The organism is Nocardia sp. NPDC051756, from assembly GCF_040681495.1.
Lineage (GTDB): Bacteria > Actinomycetota > Actinomycetes > Mycobacteriales > Mycobacteriaceae > Nocardia.
Map to the genome: position 1 here is coordinate 444,657 of NZ_JBFAYV010000002.1, position 21,550 is coordinate 466,206.

A 21,550-nucleotide genomic window follows, 5' to 3' on the forward strand; every position below is an offset into this window, starting at 1 on the left:
ACGTTCCTTCCGACAAAGGAGTCCTCATGCCTGAGGCTGTCATCGTCTCGACCGCCCGCTCCCCTATCGGCCGGGCGGCCAAGGGATCGCTGGTCGACATGCGGCCCGACGATTTGACCACCCAGATCGTCCGCGCGGCGCTCGACAAGGTGCCCGCCCTGGACCCCGCCCAGATCGATGACCTGATCCTCGGCTGCGGTTCCCCCGGTGGCGAGTCCGGCTTCAATATGGCCCGGATCGTCGCGGTCCAGCTCGGCTACGACTTCGTGCCCGGCACCACCGTGCACCGCTACTGCGCGTCGTCGTTGCAGTCCACCCGGATGGCCTTCCACGCGATCAAGGCCGGCGAGGGCCACGCGTTCATCTCCGCGGGCGTCGAGACCGTGTCCCGGTACAAGAACGGCTCTGCCGACAGCTGGCCGAACACCCAGAACGTGCTCTTCGCCGAGGCGCAGGCGCGCACCGCGAAGACCGCCGAGGGCGGCGCGGGCATCTGGCACGACCCGCGCGAAGACGGCCTCATCCCGGACGCCTACATCGCGATGGGCCAGACCGCGGAGAACGTGGCCGGCTTCACCGGCATCACCCGCGAGGAGCAGGACCGCTGGGGCGTCCGGTCGCAGAACCGGGCCGAGGAAGCGATCAACAACGGCTTCTTCGAGCGCGAGATCACCCCGGTCACGCTGCCCGACGGCTCCGTGGTGTCCAAGGACGACGGCCCGCGCGCCGGCGTCACCTACGAGGCGGTCAGCAAGCTGAAGCCGGTCTTCCGCCCGGACGGCACGGTCACCGCGGGCAACTGCTGTCCGCTCAACGACGGCGCCGCCGCGCTGGTCATCATGAGTGACACCAAGGCCAAGGAACTCGGCCTGACCCCCTTGGCCCGCATCGTGTCCACCGGCGTCTCCGGCCTGTCCCCCGAGATCATGGGCCTCGGCCCGATCGAGGCGTGCAAGCGCGCGCTCGCGCTGGCCGGCAAGTCGATCGACGACATCGACCTGGTCGAGATCAACGAGGCGTTCGCGGTGCAGGTGCTCGGCTCGGCCCGCGAGCTGAAGATCGACGAGGACAAGCTGAACGTGTCCGGCGGCGCCATCGCGCTCGGCCACCCGTTCGGCATGACCGGCGCCCGCATCACCACCACGCTGATCAACAACCTGCAGACCCACGACAAGCAGTTCGGTCTGGAGACCATGTGCGTCGGCGGCGGCCAGGGCATGGCGATGGTCATCGAGCGGCTCAGCTGAGCTAGGTAATTCGCCGAAGGGCGGTCATCCGGTCTCCGGGTGACCGCCCTTTGTCAGAACCGACGTGTTGGGCTGACCCGGATACGCAGAACGGGTGGCCACCGGAATCCGGTGACCACCCGTGGTCAGCTCAGCGGGTCGGAACCCACTGCCGTTAATCGTTGTTGAAGTAGCTCAGCAGTCGCAGGATCTCGACGTACAGCCAGACCAGGGTGACGGTCAGGCCGAGCGCCACGCCCCAGGCCGCCCGCTCCGGCGCCTGTGCGCGGATCAGCTGATCCGCGGCGTCGAAGTCGAGCAGGAAGCTGAACGCGGCGATCGCGATGACCACCAGGCTGAACACGATCGCCAGCGGGCCACCGTCGCGCAGGCCGAGGCCGCCGGAGATGAAGAAGCTGGCGATCAGGTTGCCGACCACGAGGACGAGCACGCCGATCATCGCGCCGACGACCATCCGGGTGAAGCGCGGCGTCACGCGAATCGCGCCGGTCTTGTAGACGACCAGCATGCCCGCGAACACACCGAATGTGCCGAGCACGGCCTGCGCGATCATCGCGCTGCCGCCGACCCCGCCGAAGGAGATGTTGGTGAACATGAACGACAGCGCGCCGACGAACAGGCCCTCGAACACCGCGTAGGACAGCACGAGGACCGGGTTGTCCATCTTCCGGGCGAAGGTCGCGACCAGCACCAGCACCAGGCCGACCAGACCACCGCCGATGACGAACAGCGGAGCCAGCGAGTTGTTCGCGTTGGTCAGGCCGTAGGAGATGATCGCCGACAGCGCGAGCACGCCGAGCGTAATCGCCGTCTTGGTCACCACGTCGTCGATGGTCATCGCGCGGGTCGCGGTGGGCTGCTGGTACGGCTGCGGCTGCTGGTACGGCTGGCCGTACTGATTGCCCAGCTGCTGGCCCATCTGGCCTGCCCCGGTCACGCCCGAACCGAAGTTGGCGTAGCCACTACCCTCTTGCCTCGGCAAATTTCTGAATACCGGATTGCTGGTGCTACGCACTCGCTTCCCTTTCTGGTCGTTGCCGCTGTTCGTCGAGCTCTCGCTCGAGAACCAACTGCTAGGTCCAACGTTTGCTGCGCGGCCCGAGTTCCCGAGGGAGTGGCCGACGCGGACAATTCGGACTCTACCGCTGCTGCGCGTCGTGCAGGCCACGCACGGACCGAGTGACCGTGAACTTGCGGTTGCGCCCGACCACGTCGGTGCGCCCGACCATGCGCTCGATCACACCCCGATAGTTGAGATGCGAGTTGAACACCGTCCACAGCTCGCCGCCCGGGCGCAGCACCCGCCCGGTCTCGGCGAACATCTTGATCGCCGATCCGGTGTGCACGGCCGCACCGACATGGAACGGCGGATTGCACAGCACGAGGTCGGCGCTGTTGTCGGCGGCCGCGGACATGGCGTCGTCGCGCACCACGGTCACCCGCTCCGCGACGCCGTTGACGGCCACCGTCGCCCTGGCCGAGGCCACGGCGGCCGCGGACTGATCGGTGCCGAGCACCCGCAGCGCGGGCCGGGCCCTGGCCAGCGCGACGGCCAGTATCCCGGTGCCGCAGCCGAGGTCGATGGCCTCGCGGGCGTCGGGTTTCATCCACTTCAGATGGTCCAGCAGGAATCGGGTACCGATGTCCAGCCGAGCGCCGGAGAAGGCGGCGCCGTGCGCGACCACGTCGATGCCGAGATCGTCGAGCCGGTCGCGGACCGGGAACGGCGGATCGCCGACCGGTTTCGGCCCGCTGACCAGCAGGGTGCGCGACTTCTGCCGGCCGCGGCTGGCCCGGACCTCGGAAAACGATTGGGCCAGAATGTCGTTCATCGACTTGGTCAGGTACTTGTCCCGGCCGCCGGCGAACACCACCACCTCGGGATCGGCGTAGCGCGCGATGGCGTCGGCGACCTCGGACAGTCCGGCCAGCGCACGGGGCAGCCGCAGCAACACCACGCGCACGCCGGTCAGCAGCTCCGGGCCGAGCGGGTACGCGGTGTATCGATCGGCGTAGCCGAGGGCGCGGGCGTTGTTGGCCAGGGCCAGCTCGCCGGTCAGCAGATCCTGGTACACCCGGACGCCGCGCAGGTCGTGCGCGGCGACCGCGCCGATGGTCAGCGCGCCGTACGCGTCACCGAGAATAGCTATCTTTCCGCTATCGGTGCTGGCGAGGGCTTCGTCGGCGACATCGAGGATCAGCCGATCGGCGGCATCCACAGCGTAGAGGTTTAAGGCCTCCACATCTGGATATCGCCGCAGCCGGCTCAGTACGTCCTCGATATCTGCCACGCCTCAAGTGTGCTAGATCGTTGCCCCAAGGTCACATCGGCCCCGGCAAACCGGCGCCAGCAAACCGCGCAGTCTCATGTGCGTTTGCCATAACCCATAGTGCCACAACGTATTTCACTTATTTGACGTCCGCTTTGCCACCCGTGGGAGTCACCGCGTGCCATACCCCACCGACCCCTTGGCCGAGCAGATCGCCCGCCTTCTGGTCCTTGGCGAAGAAGTAGACGGGCCAGCCCGCGATGGTGATTTGGCATGCGCCATCAGCACGTTCGACGAACCCGATGAGTTGCGGGTCGACACCGGTGGCGTACACGACCTGGCCGCGCTGCGCGATCAGCGGCGGCCAGGTGGTGGCGCAGGGGCCCGCGCAGTTCGACTTCGGCGGCTTCGCGGTGTCGTTGTCGAATCGGTACAGCGCGCGCTCGGTGGCCGTAACGTACTGTCCGACAGCGTTATTGTCCGCGATCGTGAGCTGAACGGCATTCGTGCCGGTCGGCGCCGTTCCGCTGTAGATCTTCAGCCAGTCCTGCGTTTTGGCCGGCGCCTGGCTCTGCGGCGCACCCGCCGGGGCCACCGTCGAGGTCGCCGCCGCCACCGGGACGGGCGCGGGTGCGGGCACGGGCTTGGCCGAGTCGGCGCTTCCGCACGCACTCAGCAAACCGGCGAGAATCACCGAGGCAGCGGCAAATGGCAGGGCGGCTCGCTGGAAGTGCTTGGTCGACAGCATTTTTCAGATCCTCCGGATCGATCGATGACGCGCGATTCGCGTCCGGTCATCGACAACTACGAGACAGGCCCGCGTCCGGTTCAGCCGAAAGTACTTCCGACGGCAAACATCGAGAAACCCGCAAATCCCGCGCGACACCCGGCTTGCCGTTTACCATCAGCCCCATGCGTAACAGGATGGTGTTGACCATCGCCGCTGCGACGGCACTGCTCGCGGGCTGCGGCGACAACGGCTCTACCGCCGATACTCCTGTGGCGACCGCCCCGACCACCCCGACCACCGCGACCGCGGCCGAAGCGCCGAAAGTCCCGCACGACGCCACGCCCAAACGCGGCCCGGCCTCCGGCGACGCGGGCCTGACCGTCACCGGCATCCGGATCGGCCACCAGCCCGGCTTCGACCGCGTCGTCTACGACCTCGGCGGCCAGGGCACCCCCGGCTGGATCGTGCAGTACGCCGACCGGGCCGTGCAGGACGGCAGCGGCAAGCCGGTCGACGTGGCCGGGAAATCCATCCTCGAGGTGCAGATCCTCGGCTCGGCCTACCCGTTCGACAGCGCCGTGACGCCGTACGCGGGACCCGACCCCGCGACCGATCCGAGCGCACCCGGCATCGCGGGCGTGTACCGCAACACCGTGTTCGAGGGCACCACGCAGTCGTTCATCGGCGTGAACGCGGACCGTCCCGGATTCGTGGTCAGCTCGCTGAGCAACCCGACGCGGCTGGTTATCGACGTCGCCACCCCATAGGTACCCGTACCGCCAGGGGGTATCGGAACCGGGCCGGATCGTCGTCATTACACTGGCCGCGTGGTCGAACAGCACCTGCCGCTCCGCGCAACCGGGCTCGCCCGGGCGCTCGGCGTGCTGGTGCTCCTGGCCGGGATCGTGGCGATGCATGCGGCGGTGTTCGCGGTGCACGGGGAGGCGACCGCCGCCGATCACCATGCGGAAGCGCGCAGCGATCCGATCGGCAACACCATGCCGATGCTGAGCGGTGCTGTGCTGATGCGCACCGGATCCGACGCCGTGTCGGCCGAACACGGTATCGCCGGAAACGAAGGCCGAAGTCTCCTGGCGACGCCGCTGACCATCCGCGAGACAGCCACCAATCATGCTGCACCAGAACCAGATTGCGCGGGTGACGGATGCACCGGCACCCACGGAGGAATGCACGGCTGCGTGTTCATCCTCGTAGCTGCCGCTCTCTTGCTGGCCCTGGTACTGCTATACCGGCTCGGCGTCGCCCGGCCGGGCAATGATGTTGCGCGGCTGCGTCATCGTCGTCCGCGACGTGACCGTTCACCACCGTGGACCGTGCTCTCCCTAGCCGAATTGTCGATTCTGCGGATCTGACAGGTACCCGGCGACCCCTTCGAACGGTCGCCGCGTTTGTCTTGCCCGAAATCCGATCATGCGCAATTCCCAAGGAGCACAACCATGTTCATCAGCCGTACCCGAATCACCTCCGCGATCGTCGCGAGCACCGCGGCCACCGCCCTCGTCCTGACCGGCTGTAGCGACAACGACTCCAGGTCCGGCATGGACCGCGGCGCCTCCAGCACACCCGCATCCGCGAGCGCGCCGGCCGCCCGCACCGACTTCAACGACGCCGACGTCACCTTCCTCCAGATGATGTACCCGCATCACGCCCAGGCGGTCGACATGGCGAAGCTGGTGCCGGGTCACAACCAGAACCAGCAGTTGCTCGCTCTCGCCACGAACGTCGAGCAGGCCCAGGCACCGGAGATGCAGCAGATCACCACCCTGCTGCAAGGCTTCGGCAAGCCCGCCCCGACCGCGGGCGGTCACGGCGGCCACACCATGCCCGGCATGATGAGCGCCGACCAGATGACCGCGCTGCAAGCCGCCTCCGGCCCGGACTTCGACCGGCAGTGGCTGACCATGATGATCGAGCACCACACCGGCGCGGTCGCCATGGCCGAAACCGAGCTCGCGGACGGCACGAACGCCGAGTCGAAGACCTTGGCCCGCACCATCATCGACAGCCAGCGGGCGGAGATCGACACCATGCGCGGCCTGCTCGGCCAGCGCTGATCCGGCGGCCGGTCGCACCGGGATACCCCTCCGGCCCCGGTGCGACCGGCCTCGGGCGCACATCTCAGTTGGTCATCGATATCGGTGCAGCCAGCTCAGCCGCGCGCCGTGTGGACGTACCGTCGAAATGTCCGGCATCTGCGAAGAGAGGGGCCGAGCATGCGACGACTGGAACGCGCGGGCCTCACCGTCGCCGCGGCGGCGACCGCGATCGGCGTGCTGCTCATCGGTGCCTGCGCACAGCAGGTTTCCGGCACCGCCCAGGTCAACCAGTCCGACCTGGCCGCCTACACCTCCGAGGTCACCGCGTCCTCGATCGCGGCGTCAACGGCCCGCACCGCCGCCATCGAACGCGCCACCGACTCGGCCTGCGACGCCTTCCTGGCCGCGAACGGCAACTCGATCCGCGACTTCAACGCCTACATCGCGATCAGCAACGACAAGGGCCCCAACGACCCGGAGGCGAACGGCAAGGCCGACCTCGCCGTCGGCACGCTGCACGACGGTGCGGGCGCGGTCGACCGGAAGGTGACCGCGGACGTGCCGTCGAACATCGCCGACGTACTGCACGCCTACCGCGACGACAGCAACGCTCTCGCCGACACGGTCGCCCGCCGCGCCGACACCGACACGCTCAACAGCACCATCGACAAGTTCAACGCGACCAAGAACACCGCCCTCGCCGCCTGCGCCGGTCATGGCACCCGCTGAGCCGCCTCGCTCCGGTCGAAGAACTTCTCCAGCAACGCGTTGAACGGCGCACCCGTGTCGGGCACCAGGTGTCCCATCCCCGCACACACCGCGCGTTCGGCGCCGGTCTGTTCGGCGATGGCGTCGCAGATGATCTCGTTCGACTCCATGTGGCCGCCGGAGATCACCAGGATCGGAAAGCCCGCCGCCCGTAGCAGTCCCATGGGCGGCGCGGCCTCGTCCGGCGGTCGCGCGCCTTGCAGCCGCCGCATCCCGTCGATCAGCACCTGCGGTACCGGCTCGCCGAGGGCGACCGGCACGCCTTCGACATCGAAGAAGCGCGCCAGCGCGGCCGCCGGCGACAGATCCGGGTCTTCGATCAGCGCGCGGGTCGCCGCGGACACCCAATCGACCGCGGGGTTCCCGCGGGCGATGCCGAACAGCGGCGGCTCGACGATGGTGAGCGAGCGGACGTGCTCCGGCCGCAACGCCGCGGCATACATCGACACGATCGCGCCGTAGGACAACCCGACCAGATGCACCGGTTGATCGAGCAATTGATCGGCGAGCAGCTGGGCTTCCGGCTCGAAATCCTGACGTCCCCCGGCGGGCGTGCCGCCGTGACCTGGGCGGTCCGGCGCGAGCAGGGTCCATCGCTCGGTCAACGGCCGTTGCGCCCGCCAGGCTTCGCGGCCGCCGAGAATCCCGCCGTGCACCAGCACGACCGGCGGCCCCTCACCCCACCGGTGCACATGCAACCGGACATCGGAATGCGTCGGATCCATCATCGATCTCCTTCGGAGTTCGTGCTTACCGAGGTGTGCTGGGCGGACCGCACTTCTCCATATTGACCTGGGTCATGTGCAGGGTGGCCTGGGCGATGTCCGGGCCGGCCGAATCGATCGTGGCCTGTCCTTTCGAGATTGCCCGGTAGCCCGCGCTGATCTTTTCGATATCGCCGGCCACCTCGGCCGGCGCGTCGCCCTTGATCTGATCGAACAGGTCGGCGGTCTTCCCGTAGTCGAGGTTGCTGATGTCCGACTTCGATCCCAGTTCCCTTGTCTTCAGCGACAATTGGAGCATCTGCTGGCAGTAGTCACCCGGCGTGCCCGGGCTCTGCGCCGCCGCTGCCGCGGAGCTGCTGGTAACCGGGGCGGCACTGGTGCCCTTGTCGTCGGAGCAGGCGGCGCCCGCGCCGGCGACCAGGATGGCGAGCGCGATCGTGCAGAGTGTTCGGCGATTCATGGACGTTCCTCCGAGCATTGATGGCTTGTGCTGCCGTCGATACTTCGGGGTGGACGTCTCACCGGCCTTTCACCCGCATCTCAGGAACCCCGGCTCACGCTCCGGGCGGGACGATGACCTGCCAGGCCGGGGCGTCCTGGGGCGCGACGGCGCTGCGCTTGCGTCCGCGCAGTAGATCGAATGTGACGAGTGCCGCACCCGCGAGCAGGGTCACCACGGCGAAAATCGTGATGGCCAGGGCCGCGCCGCCGAATCCCCACATCGCGACCACCGCGGCGACGACGGCAATGACCACGCCGATGAACAGCAGGCCGAAGCCGGCCCAGTTCCGCGTATTGGCCAATGTTTCGCCTGGCTGCGGCTCCGTGGTGCGGGTGATATCCGCGGCGTCATCGAGCGGGGGAATTTCGTACGGACCGTCGACTGTCATGCTGCTTACCTCACGCCGCGATACCGGCTGGTCGGCCGGTACCTGATGCGACAATTATGCCCCGATTGCTTCATCCGAAACCCGGCGGCGAGCCGGATCAGTTGTAGGACTTGCCGACTCCGTCGAGCAGTCGCTCCAGCGTGTCGAACGTGGGCGTGGTGATCACGTCGATGAGGTCGGCGGCGACCGGGATCTTGTGCTCGGCGGTCACCGCGGCGAACTGCGCGGCGTCGCCGGTGCGGAAGCCGTGCACCGCGGCGAGGCGTTGCAGTTCCGGATCGGTGGACAGCAGGCGGCCGATCCGGTCGCCCGCATCGCCCAACGGCACCAGCGTGTGCCGGGACATGATGGTCGGCGACGGGTACAGCAGCGTCATGTCGGGCTTGATCTGGCCGCGCACGGTGGCGTCGACGAACTGCGACTCGTAGATCCAGACCAGCGGCGTCGGGCCCATGCCGGAGGCGAGGTAGGCGTCGAAGGGGCCTTCGCTGCTGCTCTGCGTGTAGCCCTGGCCGACGAAAAGCCGTGACACCGTCGGGATTACGTCCTGCTCGGCCGAGGTCCCCTGCACGATCGTGTTGTTGTTCGCGACGTAGCCCGCGATCGCCAGATACATCGCCGCGGAGTTCGAGCTGCGCGGATCGGTCGTGGAGATCAGCACGTTCTTGCGCACCGAGTACGCGGTGTTGTCGCCGAGCTGGTCCCACCGCGTGTTGTTGCCGACCATGCGCAGGTAAGGAGCCATGTCGAAGGTCGGCACCGGACCTTGGTGCACCACACCGGCTTTGGCGAGCAGATCCGCGATCGGCGTGAACGTCGCGATCGCCATCGGCGAGGAGAACGGAATGTACTTCGCACTCACGTTGCGCTGCCGTTGAATTCGTTCCGCCGCCTGCTCACTCGACGGAAACGCGAATTCGTACTTCCCGAGATCCACCGAGGTGGCGATCTCTCGCGACCCCGCCGAGTCCACCTCGACCTTGATCCCGTTGCGCGCCAACACCTCCGCGACCTTCGAATCCTGGAAGAACGACATCTTCTCCGACCCGACCACCCCGCGCACCAGCGTCAACGACGACGCCCCCGGCGCCGCAGCCTGCGGAGCCGAACTCGGCTGCCGCACCGCCAGAGCCACCGTCACCACCGTCACGACAACCAACGCCGCGACTACCGCGGCAACCGCCGCGGGCGCGAAACGCTTGTTCGCCGACCAGGTTTCACGAATCGCGGCAGGCAGCCGGCCTTCACCCGATTCCGCCTTGTGCTTGGCCCTACGCGTCCGCGCGGTATCGGGACCGGCAGCATCGGCCACCTCCCCCACACCCTCCAACTGCCGACGCACATGCCGCTCAACCAGAATCGGCACAAACGTCCGCACCGGATGCCCGGCGAACCGCCGCCGAGCCGCCCCCACCATCCCCTCGATGTACTCCGCGGAGTATGTGCCGCCGAACTTTTCGACCAACCGCTCGGTCAACTGAGCGATCGCCTGTTCCTCACGAACAGTGTCGACAACCACCACATTCTCCTCGACATCCCAGCGGCCTACACATCCCCGCGACAGCTCCCCAACCCCATCGCGCCGGCCAACCCTAGCCCCATCCCACCCACCCCGAAACCCACCCAAAAACCACCCCTGACCACTAATCTCCTCCGACTCACGCGATCTCGACCAGACACTGGCATCGCTACTCGCAGAGTCACCCCAGATCAGAGCACTGGACATTCGCCCACCGCCGACCGGGCAATCACCTATGCCCGCTGCCGGCCGCTGACTGGCCACCCTGTTCTCGCCCATAGAATTCAATACGACATCGCCAATCCGCCACTCCCCGTTGCGCTCACGTTTGCTCTATGGACAGACGCGGGTCTGGCGACGATTGTTCGGGCTCATCAATATCGAACGATCCGGGAACAACCCCAATCCAAATAACCGGTAGACATCAGCACCGACTCGGCGTCTGATACAGCAGTTCATTCGCTACAGGAGCCCGATTACGACGAGGAGGAATGAAATGGCTCGCGGATCGCACACCAGCTGGAAGATTCCGCCTGAGCATCGGGCGGATCCCGACTATGTCGCTGCCGCCGATGCTTTTGCCCTCGGGCAAGCCGTCCACGACCGGCGGACGACGCTGGGCCTTACCCAGGCCGAGCTCGCTCGGCGTGCGGGCATGACGCAGCCGCAGGTGAGTCGGATGGAGGGCGGTGATGTCACACCGACACTGCCCCTGCTGCACCGGTTGTCTATCGCCTTGGAGGCGGAGCTGAACCTCTCGTTCCAGGGTGAAGAACTCGCGGTGCGGTTCACGCAGTGCGCGGCTTGACCGCTCGGAGCGAGGGGCTATCGTCGGCTGGAGTCGCTGCTTAGGGAGAACGCATATGCCTCGTACTGCTGTTGTTACCGGTGCTTCGTCGGGGATCGGGAAGGCGACGGCCGCGGCGTTGGTGGCGCGGGGGTATCGGGTGATCGGGACCAGCCGGAAGCCGGAGGGGGTCGGGGACGACGCTCGGGTGGCGGGGGTGGAGTATCGGGCGCTGGATCTGACCGACGCCGGGTCGATCGAGGCGTTCGTGGCCGGGCTCGGGGAGGTCGATGTGCTGGTCAACAATGCCGGGGAGAGTCAGGCGGGGCCGCTGGCGGAGCTGCCGACCGACGCGGTGGAGCGGCTGTTCCGGCTGAATGTGCTCGGGCCGATCGCGCTGACGCAGGCGGTGCTGCCGGGGATGCGGGAGCGCGGGTACGGGCGGGTTGTGATGATCGGGTCGATGATCGCCAGCTTCCCGATGCCGTATCGATCGTCCTATGGCGCGACCAAGGCGGCGCTGAAGGGTTTCGCGGTGGCGGCGCGGTTCGAGGAGTCGCCGTTCGGCGTGTGGATCTCGACTGTCGAACCGGGACAGATCAATACGGGGCTGCGCGAGCGCCGGACGAAGTATCTGAACGAAGGTTCGCCGCACACCGCCGATTTCACCAGGTTCATCGCGAAATTGGATGAGGCACAGGGGAAAGGCATCACCGCCGAACGGGTGGCCGACACGATCGTGCAGGCCGTCGAGGCCGACCGGCCGCGCCCGCTCTACGCCGTCGGCAGCAATGCTCCGGTGATGTTCGCGGTGCGCAGGCTGCTGCCGCGCACGGTGATGGAACGCCTCATCGCGCGCGTGCACGGACTCTCGCGCTAGCCGCTCAGTCGGTCGCGACCTGCGCCTGCCACATCCAGTGCAGCTGCTCCAGCCGTGCGGCGAAGCCGATGAGCAGGTCCTGGGTGACCGGGTCGGCCTTCTCGGTCGCCTCGATCCGCTCGCGCAGGCCCTTGATCACGGCGGTGAGATTGCCGACGATTCCGTCGATCACGGCGGTGTCCTGCTGCCAGCCGTCAGGGAAGCCGAGCGCACCGGTCTCCTTGGCGACGGTTGCCGCCCGGCCGTCCGGGCTGACGCCGACCGCGGTCGCCCGCTCGGCCGCGGCATCGGTGAAGTCCCTTGCCGCCGTGACTAATTCGTCCAGCGCCAAGTGCACCGACCGGAAGTTACGGCCGATCACGTTCCAGTGCGCCTGCTTGGCGATCAGCGACAGGTCGATCAGATCGATCACGGTGGCGCGCAGCGCCTCCCCCGCGATCTTCTGCTGCTCCGCATCGAGGGTGCTGGTGATGGGCTGGCTCATCGTTCACGCCTTTCTGGTCGGATCCATGTCACCCACCGTCTACCCGCACCGCACGACCTAAACGTGCGCAGTGACGAGCGCCATGTTCTGTCGGCCCGCCCTGATAGCGTCCGCCGCGTGAGTGACCTCCCCACCGCGGCGGACGAAGCCCGGTTCTGGACCATTGTCGAATCGGCCTGGCAGTTGGTCGGCGACGAATCCAACGCCCTCCGGAAAGGCTTGATCAACCGGGAAAACGACGACGCCGCGTATGCCCTGGACAAGCACCTGCCCGCCTTTCTCGACCACCTGCAAGCGCTGAGCGAGCCGCTGTCGACCAAGGACCTGACCGCACTGGACCGAGTCGTCGAGCGAAAGCTCTACGACCTCGACCGCTCCGACATCCACGAGGTCACCGACGGCTCGGACGACGGCTTCCTCTACTGCCGCGGCTTCATCGTCGCGATGGGCCAGGACTTCTACACCGCCGTAACCGCCGATCCCGCCGTGGCCGTCACCGACGGCGAGTGCGAAAAGATGTGCTACTTCTTCGCCCACCTGCACAACGCCCGCGCCGGCGACTTCCCGAAGACCAACTCCGGCATCTCCCGCGAGTCCTTCTCGAACCCGGCGGGCTGGAACTAACTCCGCGACCGGACATCCCCCCTGCATACAGACCCACTTGAACACCGTTCATGAAAATATTTGAACGGTGTTCAAGTCTGTTGATATGTTGGCCAGTATGGGTACCGAGCTGCTGGATCAATTGGTGGACAAGGCTTTACGACGCGGCGCGGGCACCGACCTGCCCGCGAACGCCTGATCACCCCGGCGCGACCTGCTGGAACCAGGTGAGGATCTGCGGCAACGCGATCCGGGCGGAGGTCGCGTGGTCCACGGCGCCCAGGTCTTGCAGGGTGGCGTGGTCACTGCGCAGGGCGCGCAGGCAGTGCTCGGCGTTCGCGTAGGGCACATTGCGGTCGGCGGCACCGGCATAGAGCCGGACCGGGACGCGCGGGACCCAATCGCAGGTACGGTCGCTATCGGTCATCGCCTTCAACGCCGCGCCGGTCGGGTTGGTCGCCCACTCGACGAATCGCGGCGTCAGCAGCAGATCCGGGGTGATGGGCAGCGCGGTGGCGATGGTCAGTTCGTTGCGGGTGCCGTCGAAGAGGCCCTCGATCTTTCCGGCGTACGGCTGCTGGAAGGCCTCGGCCGGATCGTCGTACAGGTGATAGATCGGGTTCATCGCGGTGAGCCAGTAGGCGAAGAAGAACACCGCGGGCCCCGGCGCGATCCGTCCGTCCAGGCCCGCGGGGGTCTGGACATCCCGGAGCGCATACGGGCCGCTGACCGGCGCCAGCGCGCCGAGACCGAATCCGGGCACCTCGCCCGCCTGCAATGCCTTGCCGAAAGCCATTGCCGCATGGCCGCCTTGGGAGAAGCCGGTCACCAGAATGTCCGGTTCGAGTTCATGATGCTGTTGCGCGGCAATGCTTTTGGCCGCGAACAGCAGGTCGGCCGACGCACTGACCTCGGTCGGCGCATGCGTGTAGGGATGACTCCCCGGTCCGTCGCCGAGGCCGAGATAGTCCGGCGCGATCGCCGCGTACCCGGCCGCCGCGAACATGACGGTGCGCGCCTGATCGGGACGACTCCGGCTATTGACCGACGGCGCGTCGCCTTTCGACGCCAAGGTGCCGTGCGCGTAACTGACCGCGCGCAGTCGAGGAGAATCCGTGCGCGGCAGCACGACCAGCCCACTCGCGGTGGTCGGCTCGCCGTGCGCGCCGACGGTTCGATAGTCCACCCGATACGCGTCCACCCCGTTGCGCACCGGAGTACCGGAGTTCCCCTGGGCCAGGTAGGCCGAGGTCTCCTCGGTCGACAACTGCGCGACCGGAGTCGAGGACACCACCGTGCCCCGTTCCCCCTGCCCGGGCACAGTCGCATCGGCACCGTACGTCGCCTCGGCCGCACAGGCACCGGTCCCGCAGAGCAGGACGAGGGCACCGACCAGGGCGAAACGACGCATTCCCGACCCTATCCCGCCAGGCGGTCTGCCTCGTCGAGGTGATCACGCAGGCCGAGCAGTTCCCAACGCTGCAAGGCCAACGGCACATTTCCTTCGCGCCACAGCCGATCGTGGAACTGCTTCAGCTCGAACTCCTCGCCCAGTTCGCGGACCGCCGTGCTGAGCAGATCCTGGATCTGGAGTTTGCCGATCTGATAGCTCAACGCCTGGCCGGGGTTACCCGCGAAGAACACCGCTTCGTCCCAGGCGGTCTCGCGATCCATCGGGACGGCGATCGCCAGTCGATCGGTCGCCTCCTCGATGGAGAGTTCGCCGAGGGCCAGCCCGAGGTCGACTTCGACGCGTAAAGCCCGCAGCCGCATGGCACTTGCCACGAAGAGCGCGCTGGCCGGTGCGTCGTCGAACAGACCGGCGTGCAGCATCAACTCTTCGTAGTTGAACGCGATGCCCTCGTTGGGTGTCGAGTCGTAGAACCAGCGCCGGGCCGGATTGTCGTGGTGCCAGCCGATCGCGACCTGCTGGGCATGGACGCCCTCATGCACGATCGCGGTGCGCGCATCGAACGCGGCGGCCCGATCGAAGTAGGGTAGCTCCGGATGCGGAGCCGGGACATATCGAATGGCGTCCTCGTCCATCCGGTCGGGGCCGGTCAGATCATCGGTGACGCCGAGCCAGGTCAGCGGCTCGAGGTAGGGCGGCAACGGCGCGAACCGGTAGTGCCGCAGGCTCTCCGGCTGACTGAGCAGACCTCGCTCGTCCGCGAACCGGCGCACCGCGAGTTCATCGGCGGCCTGGCGCCGCACGTGCTCCTGCGCGTCGGCGGGCAGCGTGGGCGTGGGCGCGGCCCGATGCCGGGTGCGCAGCAGAGTTTCCAGGGCGACGGCTCGATGCCACTCCTGGATGCCCATCTCGCGCAGCTGCTGGGCCGAATAGGGCAGCAGCGCAACGCGATGCAGGAAGTAGGCCAGCGACTCCGGCCCGACCGGTTCGGTCTCCCCGAGCGACGGCAGCTGTTCGGCAAGCCAATTCCGGTACGCCGCAATGGCCTCCACGGCGACCCGCGTCGCGGCGGGCAGTTCGGGTGCGTACTCGTCCGGCAGGAACGGGGTCAGCGCGATCATCGCGGCGTCGAGCGAACCCGCGTTCTCGTCCAGCAGGCTCAGCGCACTGCGCGCGAACGAAGCGCCGGCCCGGCCCGCGAGATTCTCCCGCGCCTGCTCGAGCACGAGCGGAACATGCCGCAGCAGTGCGCTGATCCGCCCCGCCCGAGCACTGTCGAACGGCGACGAAACGAGCAACTCCACGTAGATCGGGCCGAGGCTCTGCTGAATGTAAAAGCAGGGATTGCGTTCCCAGTCCCGGATCAGCTCCAGTTCCCAGTGCACCCTGGCCAGCGCCGAGCCGAGCAGCCTGCCGTCGACCTGCACCGAAACCGGCTCGTCGGACAGATCGAGTTCGCGGTGCCTGCGGGTGAGCTCGGCGAGCACGTCCCGGCGATCCGCGATCGACTGCGGCGACCAATCCGGCAGCCAGCCGACCGGCCGCCGCACCCGGGGCAGGTCGTCGCTGGAGTCGGGCACGGTCGCCAGCCGCCAGTTCCAGAACTCTTCGGCAAGCTTCGCTAGACCCATGTCCGCACAATACAATTCAGGTCCGACATATGGGTCGGACCAGGCGATCTACAGCCCGGCGTGGGAGAACAGCCCGGGCGAGCCGATGCCCTGCTGCTGCGGCGTCTTGGGCACGATGCGCTCGAACAGCGTCAGATAATCGTCGATCATTCGATCCGCGCTGAACCGCGCGCGAACGTCGTCGCGGGCGACACGCCGGTCGAGTTGGTCGACCTTCGCCAACGCGGCCACCGCCGCGGCGACATCGGTGACGAGGAATCCCGTCTCCCCGTCGCGAATGATTTCCGGCATCGATCCGAGCGGGGTGGCGATCACCGGGGTTCCGGTCGCGAGCGCCTCGACCACCGCGAGACCGAACGGCTCGGCGAAACCGATCAGGTGCAGCAAAGCGCGTGCGCCGCCGAGCAATTCGTCCCGGCGCTGCGGTCCGACCGGCCCGACGTAGGTCACGGCGTTCGCCGCCAGATGCGGTTCGACCTGCGTGCGGAAGTACTCCTCGTCCTGAATCACGCCGGCGATGATCAAGGGCAGCCCGGTCAGCCGCGCCACCTCGATGGCCAGGTGCGTCCCCTTGTCGGGGTGAATTCGGCCGAGAAAGAGCAGATATCCGCCGTGGTCGGGGCGAAATGTGAACTGCGCGGTATCGATACCGTGATGAATGGTCGCGGCATAGCGCAGATCCGGATGCCGGTCGGCATCGCTGATCGCCACATAGTGCGCGATATCGTCGAATGCCTTATATACCGGAACGATTTTCGGCGAGGAAAAGCCGTGGATCGTGGTGACCATCGGGGTCGACACCAGCCTGCTGTAGGTCAGCGGCATGAAGTCGAAATGATTGGCCAGCACATCGAACTCGCCCGCATGCGCGAACGCGGTCGAATTATGCAGCGCCTCGGCAACTTTCGCGTCCGCGCCGGTCGTCTCCTCGTACCCCGAGGACACCGGCGCGACCAGGCGTGCCGCCGTCTCGGAGTCCGCGGTGGCGAACAGCGTGACGTCGTGTCCGCGCGCGACGAATCCCTCGGCCAGGGTCGACGCGATGTGCTCCCACGGTCCGTAGTTTTTCGGTGGCGTGCGATGAGCTACCGACGCGATTACGCCGATTTTCATAAATTCCTCGATTACTGGCGAATTTACCGCCGAGAGCCGTCCCGAACGGGCGGACTTGATGCCACGACCATATCACACCACCCACCTGTGACCTGGGTGTTACTATCGAGGTCTAGTGGTCGATCCGCCCGTGTCGTGCTCCGGAGTGGATTCTCAAGCGCTTCAGCGCGACACGATTCAGCCAATTGAGTGGCTGCAGACAGCGGCACCGTAGGCGCTGGCTCGAATCAGAAAGGCTGACGTTGTGTCAGTTCGGTCTTACGGCGTTCTGAGCACCTACCCACCGACCCAGTGCGGGTTGGCCACCTTCACCGACTCGCTGGTCGGCGCGCTGACCGCGCCCACCGAAACCGCTTTCGCTGCGGTCGATTTCGGTCAGGGTCCGGCCGCCGCGCACACCGTCGGCGTGGTCGCCGTCGTCGACAGCCCCGAGCCGGCGCCGACGCCGCTGGTCACCCACCAGTGGGAGCGCAGCGCCCGCCGCGGCGCGGCCACCGCGGCCGCCGCCCTCAATCGCTTCGATGTCGCGATCATCCAGCACGAATACGGCATCTACAGCGGCCGCGACGGCGTCGACATCCTCGAAGTGGTTCGCGCGCTGCGCGTTCCGGCGATCGCGGTGCTGCACACCGTATTGGTCACGCCGACCACGCAGCAACGGATGATCCTCGAGGAGCTGGCCCGGCACTGCGCCGCGCTCGTCACCATGACCCAAACGGCCCGGCAGCGCCTGATCGAGCACTACGCGGTCGACGCGGCCAAGGTCCGGGTGATCCCGCACGGCGCCGCCGAGCATCGCCCGGGACCACACAGCACCCTGCACCAGCCGATCTCCCGCACACCGGTCGTCCTCACCTGGGGCCTGCTCGGCGAGGGCAAGGGCATCGAATGGGGCATCGACGCGATGGCCCACCTCGCTGACCTGCGCCCGGCCGCGCACTACCGGGTGGTCGGGCAGACCCACCCGCGGGTGCTGGCCCGCCACGGCGAGGCCTACCGCACCGGCCTGGTCGACCGGGCCGCACGCCGCGGCGTCGCCAATGCCGTGCACTTCGACGCGCGCTACCTGTCCAGCGACGAGTTGCATCGGCTGATCGAACAGGCGGATGTCGTGCTGCTGCCGTACGACTCGCGCGAACAAGTGACGTCCGGAGTGCTGATAGAAGCCGTCGCAGCGGGTAAACCAGTGGTATCGACGGACTTTCCGCACGCGCGGGAACTGCTGTCGAGCGGCGCCGGTCTCCTTGTCGATCGCGAATCACCGACCGCCATCGCGTCCGCGCTGCGCCAGGTGTTCACCGAGCCCGGCCTGGCGGCCCGGATGAGCGCCGAAGCGAAACGCATTGCGCCAGACCTACTCTGGCCCGCAGTGAGCAGGAAATACCATGCGCTTGCCGCAGAGACGCGACAAGCCGATGCGAAGTTGGCTACAGCATGAGTGAACGAAGTGAACGAAGTGAACGAATCATGACACAGCGTGCGTCGCGCATGACGGAGCCGAGCGCCAGCGAGGTGGAGTCATGAGTGAAACCATCACCATCTCTTACGCCCACCTGTTACGACTCAGCGACGACGTGGGGATCTTCGAACACGCCAAATTCACCACCCCGCGGCTCGAAAACGGTTACTGCGTCGATGATGTCGCGCGCGCCCTGGTCGTCGTGCTCCGCGAGCCGGAGCCGACCGCGGAGCTGGACGCGCTCGTGCCGGTGTACGCGAGCTTCATCTTCGACGCGCTCACCGAGGACGGCCGCAGTCACAATCGCCGCGGCACCGACCGGAACTGGCAGGACGAGCCGAGCCTGGAGGATCACTGGGGTCGCGCTGTCTGGGCGCTCGGCACCCTCGCCGCGCACAGGCCGGAGTTCGCCGAAAAGGCCTTGGCGCACTTCACCATCGCGGCCAAGCAGCGGTCCCAGTTCCCGCGCGCGATGGCGTTCGCCGCGCTCGGCGCGGCCGAGGTGCTGCGCGCCGATCCCGGAAATCTCACCGCCCCGGCGCTGCTGGCCGATGCGGCCAAGCTGATCGGCCCGCCGACCCGGCGCCTGGACTGGCGCTGGCCGGAACCGCGGCTGCACTACGCCAATGCCGTACTGGCCGAAGCGCTTCTGGTGGCCGGTACGGCACCGGGCCAGGGCCGCACGCACGCCGACGGCTTGGCGATGCTGCGCTGGCTGCTGGAGATCGAGACCGCGGGTGACCACCTGTCGGTGACCCCGGTCGACGGCTGGGCGACCGGGGAGAAGCGCCCCGGTTTCGATCAGCAGCCGATCGAGGTCGCGACGCTGGCCGACGCGTGCGCCCGCGCGTACGACGACACCAAGGACTACCACTGGAAGGACGCGGTCATGTTGTGCGAGGCCTGGTTCCGCGGCTCGAACGACGTCTCCACCCCGCTCATCGATCCGGTCAGCGGCGGCTGCTGCGACGGGCTGGAACACACCGGGCGCAACGAGAACCAGGGCGCCGAGTCGACGCTCGCGCTGATCTCCACGATGCAGCAGGCCCGGCGCCTGCAACAGGCGGCCTAGTGACCAACACTTCGGCGCTGACCTCAGCCGATCTGGCTCGCCGTGGCGGCCAGGCCCTGTTCCCGGACGGGAGCCGGGTCCTGGCCAGGCTGTTCCAACCCGGGCAAGAGCTACTCGGCCATGGCATTTCGCGCGCGGAGGCCATCATCGCGCGCGTGCTGCGCCTGTCCGACGCGGAAGTGTCGAGCGCCCTGACCTCCGCGCTGGAGCGATTCGGCAACCGGCATCGCGACATTCACGCGGTATTCGCCGCACACAGTGCGGTGGTCGAGGAACTGCTGCCGGTGGTGCTCACCGCGGATCGACGCCAACTGGTCGGCGCGTGCTTCACCCAGGAGTACGCGGTCGAGGCGGCGGCGCTGTTCAATCCGTCGATGGTCGCGCACCCGGACCAGAGCGGCCTCGCCCCAGGCGAATTGCGGTTCGTGATGAGTGTGCGCGCCCTCGGCGAGGGACACATCTCCAGCATCGAATTCCGCACCGGCGTGCTCGCCCGCGGCGATTCGATCCGGCTGAACACGCCGACGCCGTTCCTGGACGCAGGGCAGGTAACCCCTGGCACCGCCGGAAACTACACGGTGACCTTCCCCGCCGACCGCCCGATGTCGGAGCGGATCCTGTTCCCGGCCAGCGCCGACGAGAGCCATGGCATCGAGGACGCGCGCTTCACCCGGTTCGTCGAAAAAGACGGAACTGCGACGTATTACGCCACCTACACCGCGTTCGACGGCGGCCGGGTCGCGGGACGGCTGTTGCACACCGACGATTTCGTCACCTTCGACAGCATCCGGCTCGACGGCGCCGGTGCCAGCGACAAGGGCATGGCGCTGTTCCCCCGGCAGGTCGACGGCCGCTATCTGATGCTGTCGCGCTGGGATCGGGAGAACATCAGCGTGGTCAGCTCGCCGGACGCGCGCGCCTGGAGCGACCCGGTCACCATCTATCTACCGACCCAGCCGTGGGAGCTGATCCAGCTCGGCAATTGCGGTCCGCCGATCGAAACACCGCGCGGCTGGCTGGTTTTGACCCACGGCGTCGGGCCGGTGCGCACCTACGGGATCGGCGCGATCCTGCTCGACCTCGCCGATCCGACCCGGGTCATCGGCGCGCTCCGGCAGCCGTTGCTGGCACCGGCCGAGAACGAGCGCGACGGCTACGTGCCCAACGTCGTGTACTCGTGCGGTGCGCTGGTCCACCGCGACACCCTGGTCCTGCCCTACGGGTGCAGCGACTCGGCCATCAGGTTCGCGTTCGCGGATATGCCCGCGCTGCTGCAACGACTGGTGAACGAGGGCCCGCCGGCGAGCTAGCCGGCGCCGGTGTAGCGGTGCCAGGCATGTTCGAGCTGCGCCGCCATATCGATCGTCGGGTCGATCAGCCATCGGGCCTGTAGGCCGTCGGCGAGCGCGAAGAACATGGTGGCCGCGGCGTCGGCGTCCACTTGGTCGGACAGCGTGCCCGCCCGCTGCATCCCGCGCAGGGCCTGCGCGAACGACTCGGTGCCGAGGCGGTAGCGCTCCAGCATGTAGTCGTGCGCCGGGTGGCGCGGGTCGGCCGCGGCCGCCTGCATGTGGGTGAACAGTTCGATCAGCCCGGGCACCTTCGCGTTGCGCCGCACCACCGCCACGAACGCGTCGGGCGCGGTACCGCGCATGGTCGCGAGGTCGGACTCGTCACGCTTGCGCAGCACCGCGACGAACAGCTCCTCTTTCGAGCCGAAGTAGTGCAGCAACCCGCCCTGGCTCAGGCCGACCGCCTCGGCCAGCTCGGCGACCGAGGTGGCCAGGTAGCCACGCTCGGCGATGGTACGCAGCGCGGCATCGAGGATCTGCTCCCGTCGTTCGATGCCCTTGCCGTAGGGACCCCGTTTCGCCACCGGGTCAGTGTAGGCATGGCGAGGTCCG

23 protein-coding genes are annotated in these 21,550 nt (G+C 67.6%); 11 read left to right on the forward strand and 12 right to left on the reverse strand.

All coding sequences use genetic code 11. From position 1 onward, the window contains the following. Nucleotides 1–26 precede the first annotated feature (26 nt). Nucleotides 27–1,247 (forward strand): acetyl-CoA C-acetyltransferase, encoded by a 1,221-nt coding sequence (locus AB0M22_RS08140; RefSeq protein WP_364722505.1) that lies wholly within the window; start codon nt 27–29, stop codon nt 1,245–1,247. A gap of 154 nt (nt 1,248–1,401) precedes the next feature. On the opposite strand, the gene AB0M22_RS08145 is transcribed toward AB0M22_RS08140, so the two are convergent. From AB0M22_RS08145 to AB0M22_RS08155, 3 genes are all read right to left on the reverse strand, one after another. Further along, nucleotides 1,402–2,262 (reverse strand): Bax inhibitor-1/YccA family protein, encoded by an 861-nt coding sequence (locus AB0M22_RS08145; RefSeq protein ID WP_364722507.1) that lies wholly within the window; start codon nt 2,260–2,262, stop codon nt 1,402–1,404. A 124-nt stretch (nt 2,263–2,386) separates the two neighbouring features. Then, nucleotides 2,387–3,538, reverse strand: a complete 1,152-nt coding sequence (locus AB0M22_RS08150) for a methyltransferase (RefSeq protein WP_364722509.1) — start codon at nt 3,536–3,538, stop codon at nt 2,387–2,389. Nucleotides 3,539–3,656: 118 nt separating this feature from the next. Next, nucleotides 3,657–4,265, reverse strand: coding sequence for a hypothetical protein (locus AB0M22_RS08155; protein WP_364722511.1), 609 nt, complete (start codon nt 4,263–4,265; stop codon nt 3,657–3,659). 164 nt (nt 4,266–4,429) lie between these two features. Here AB0M22_RS08155 and AB0M22_RS08160 point away from each other — a divergent pair, with 164 nt between their 5' ends. From AB0M22_RS08160 to AB0M22_RS08175, 4 genes are all read left to right on the forward strand, one after another. Beyond that, on the forward strand, nt 4,430–5,014 hold the full coding sequence (locus tag AB0M22_RS08160; RefSeq protein ID WP_364722513.1) for a hypothetical protein: 585 nt from the start codon (nt 4,430–4,432) through the stop codon (nt 5,012–5,014). A 60-nt stretch (nt 5,015–5,074) separates the two neighbouring features. Beyond that, the gene (locus AB0M22_RS08165; protein ID WP_364722515.1) at nt 5,075–5,620 is read left to right on the forward strand and encodes a DUF6153 family protein; all 546 of its coding nucleotides are present in this window, start codon (nt 5,075–5,077) and stop codon (nt 5,618–5,620) included. Nucleotides 5,621–5,704: 84 nt separating this feature from the next. Then, on the forward strand, nt 5,705–6,322 hold the full coding sequence (locus AB0M22_RS08170; RefSeq protein WP_364722517.1) for a DUF305 domain-containing protein: 618 nt from the start codon (nt 5,705–5,707) through the stop codon (nt 6,320–6,322). Nucleotides 6,323–6,481: 159 nt separating this feature from the next. Beyond that, a complete protein-coding gene (locus AB0M22_RS08175) occupies nt 6,482–7,033 on the forward strand; it encodes a hypothetical protein (RefSeq protein WP_364722519.1) in 552 nt (183 codons plus the stop codon). Here AB0M22_RS08175 and AB0M22_RS08180 read toward each other — a convergent pair. From AB0M22_RS08180 to AB0M22_RS08195, 4 genes are all read right to left on the reverse strand, one after another. After that, complete coding sequence (locus tag AB0M22_RS08180; RefSeq protein WP_364722521.1) at nt 7,018–7,800, reverse strand: alpha/beta hydrolase; 783 nt, start codon at nt 7,798–7,800, stop codon at nt 7,018–7,020. The two genes, AB0M22_RS08175 and AB0M22_RS08180, sit on opposite strands and share 16 nt — an antisense overlap. Before the next feature lie 22 nt (nt 7,801–7,822). Then, nucleotides 7,823–8,257 (reverse strand): hypothetical protein, encoded by a 435-nt coding sequence (locus AB0M22_RS08185; protein ID WP_364722524.1) that lies wholly within the window; start codon nt 8,255–8,257, stop codon nt 7,823–7,825. Between the two features lie 94 nt (nt 8,258–8,351). Beyond that, nucleotides 8,352–8,687, reverse strand: coding sequence for a hypothetical protein (locus AB0M22_RS08190; RefSeq protein ID WP_364722526.1), 336 nt, complete (start codon nt 8,685–8,687; stop codon nt 8,352–8,354). A 97-nt stretch (nt 8,688–8,784) separates the two neighbouring features. Beyond that, nucleotides 8,785–10,206, reverse strand: a complete 1,422-nt coding sequence (locus AB0M22_RS08195; protein WP_364722528.1) for a three-helix bundle dimerization domain-containing protein — start codon at nt 10,204–10,206, stop codon at nt 8,785–8,787. Between the two features lie 496 nt (nt 10,207–10,702). Here AB0M22_RS08195 and AB0M22_RS08200 point away from each other — a divergent pair, with 496 nt between their 5' ends. Both AB0M22_RS08200 and AB0M22_RS08205 read left to right on the forward strand, forming a co-directional pair. Beyond that, on the forward strand, nt 10,703–11,014 hold the full coding sequence (locus AB0M22_RS08200) for a helix-turn-helix domain-containing protein (protein ID WP_364722530.1): 312 nt from the start codon (nt 10,703–10,705) through the stop codon (nt 11,012–11,014). A gap of 55 nt (nt 11,015–11,069) precedes the next feature. Further along, entirely contained in the window at nt 11,070–11,873 is an 804-nt protein-coding gene (locus AB0M22_RS08205; protein WP_364722532.1) for an SDR family oxidoreductase, read from the forward strand. A 4-nt stretch (nt 11,874–11,877) separates the two neighbouring features. Here the strand turns inward: AB0M22_RS08205 and AB0M22_RS08210 are convergent, their stop codons facing one another. Next, nucleotides 11,878–12,357: a DNA starvation/stationary phase protection protein gene (locus AB0M22_RS08210; protein WP_150402188.1), complete on the reverse strand. Its 480-nt coding sequence runs from the start codon at nt 12,355–12,357 to the stop codon at nt 11,878–11,880. Nucleotides 12,358–12,474: 117 nt separating this feature from the next. Here AB0M22_RS08210 and AB0M22_RS08215 point away from each other — a divergent pair, with 117 nt between their 5' ends. Further along, complete coding sequence (locus tag AB0M22_RS08215; protein ID WP_364722535.1) at nt 12,475–12,981, forward strand: DUF4240 domain-containing protein; 507 nt, start codon at nt 12,475–12,477, stop codon at nt 12,979–12,981. Nucleotides 12,982–13,159: 178 nt separating this feature from the next. On the opposite strand, the gene AB0M22_RS08220 is transcribed toward AB0M22_RS08215, so the two are convergent. Genes AB0M22_RS08220 through AB0M22_RS08230 form a run of 3 tightly spaced genes read right to left on the reverse strand, consistent with a single transcriptional unit; the run spans nt 13,160 to nt 17,115 of the window. Continuing rightward, a complete protein-coding gene (locus AB0M22_RS08220; RefSeq protein ID WP_364722537.1) occupies nt 13,160–14,371 on the reverse strand; it encodes a hypothetical protein in 1,212 nt (403 codons plus the stop codon). 8 nt (nt 14,372–14,379) lie between these two features. Beyond that, nucleotides 14,380–16,002, reverse strand: a complete 1,623-nt coding sequence (locus AB0M22_RS08225; protein ID WP_364722539.1) for a DUF885 family protein — start codon at nt 16,000–16,002, stop codon at nt 14,380–14,382. A 48-nt stretch (nt 16,003–16,050) separates the two neighbouring features. After that, a complete protein-coding gene (locus tag AB0M22_RS08230; protein ID WP_364722541.1) occupies nt 16,051–17,115 on the reverse strand; it encodes a glycosyltransferase family 4 protein in 1,065 nt (354 codons plus the stop codon). Between the two features lie 244 nt (nt 17,116–17,359). Here AB0M22_RS08230 and AB0M22_RS08235 point away from each other — a divergent pair, with 244 nt between their 5' ends. The 3 genes from AB0M22_RS08235 to AB0M22_RS08245 all read left to right on the forward strand — a co-directional run bounded on the left by AB0M22_RS08235 (nt 17,360) and on the right by AB0M22_RS08245 (nt 20,956). After that, nucleotides 17,360–18,553: a glycosyltransferase gene (locus AB0M22_RS08235; protein WP_364722543.1), complete on the forward strand. Its 1,194-nt coding sequence runs from the start codon at nt 17,360–17,362 to the stop codon at nt 18,551–18,553. A gap of 82 nt (nt 18,554–18,635) precedes the next feature. Then, entirely contained in the window at nt 18,636–19,646 is a 1,011-nt protein-coding gene (locus tag AB0M22_RS08240) for a glycosyltransferase (RefSeq protein WP_364722545.1), read from the forward strand. Continuing rightward, nucleotides 19,646–20,956: a glycoside hydrolase family 130 protein gene (locus AB0M22_RS08245; protein WP_364722547.1), complete on the forward strand. Its 1,311-nt coding sequence runs from the start codon at nt 19,646–19,648 to the stop codon at nt 20,954–20,956. Before AB0M22_RS08240 ends, AB0M22_RS08245 begins: the two co-directional genes overlap by 1 nt. Here AB0M22_RS08245 and AB0M22_RS08250 read toward each other — a convergent pair. Continuing rightward, nucleotides 20,953–21,522 (reverse strand): helix-turn-helix domain-containing protein, encoded by a 570-nt coding sequence (locus tag AB0M22_RS08250; RefSeq protein ID WP_364722550.1) that lies wholly within the window; start codon nt 21,520–21,522, stop codon nt 20,953–20,955. The two genes, AB0M22_RS08245 and AB0M22_RS08250, sit on opposite strands and share 4 nt — an antisense overlap. Between the last annotated feature and the right edge of the window lie 28 nt (nt 21,523–21,550).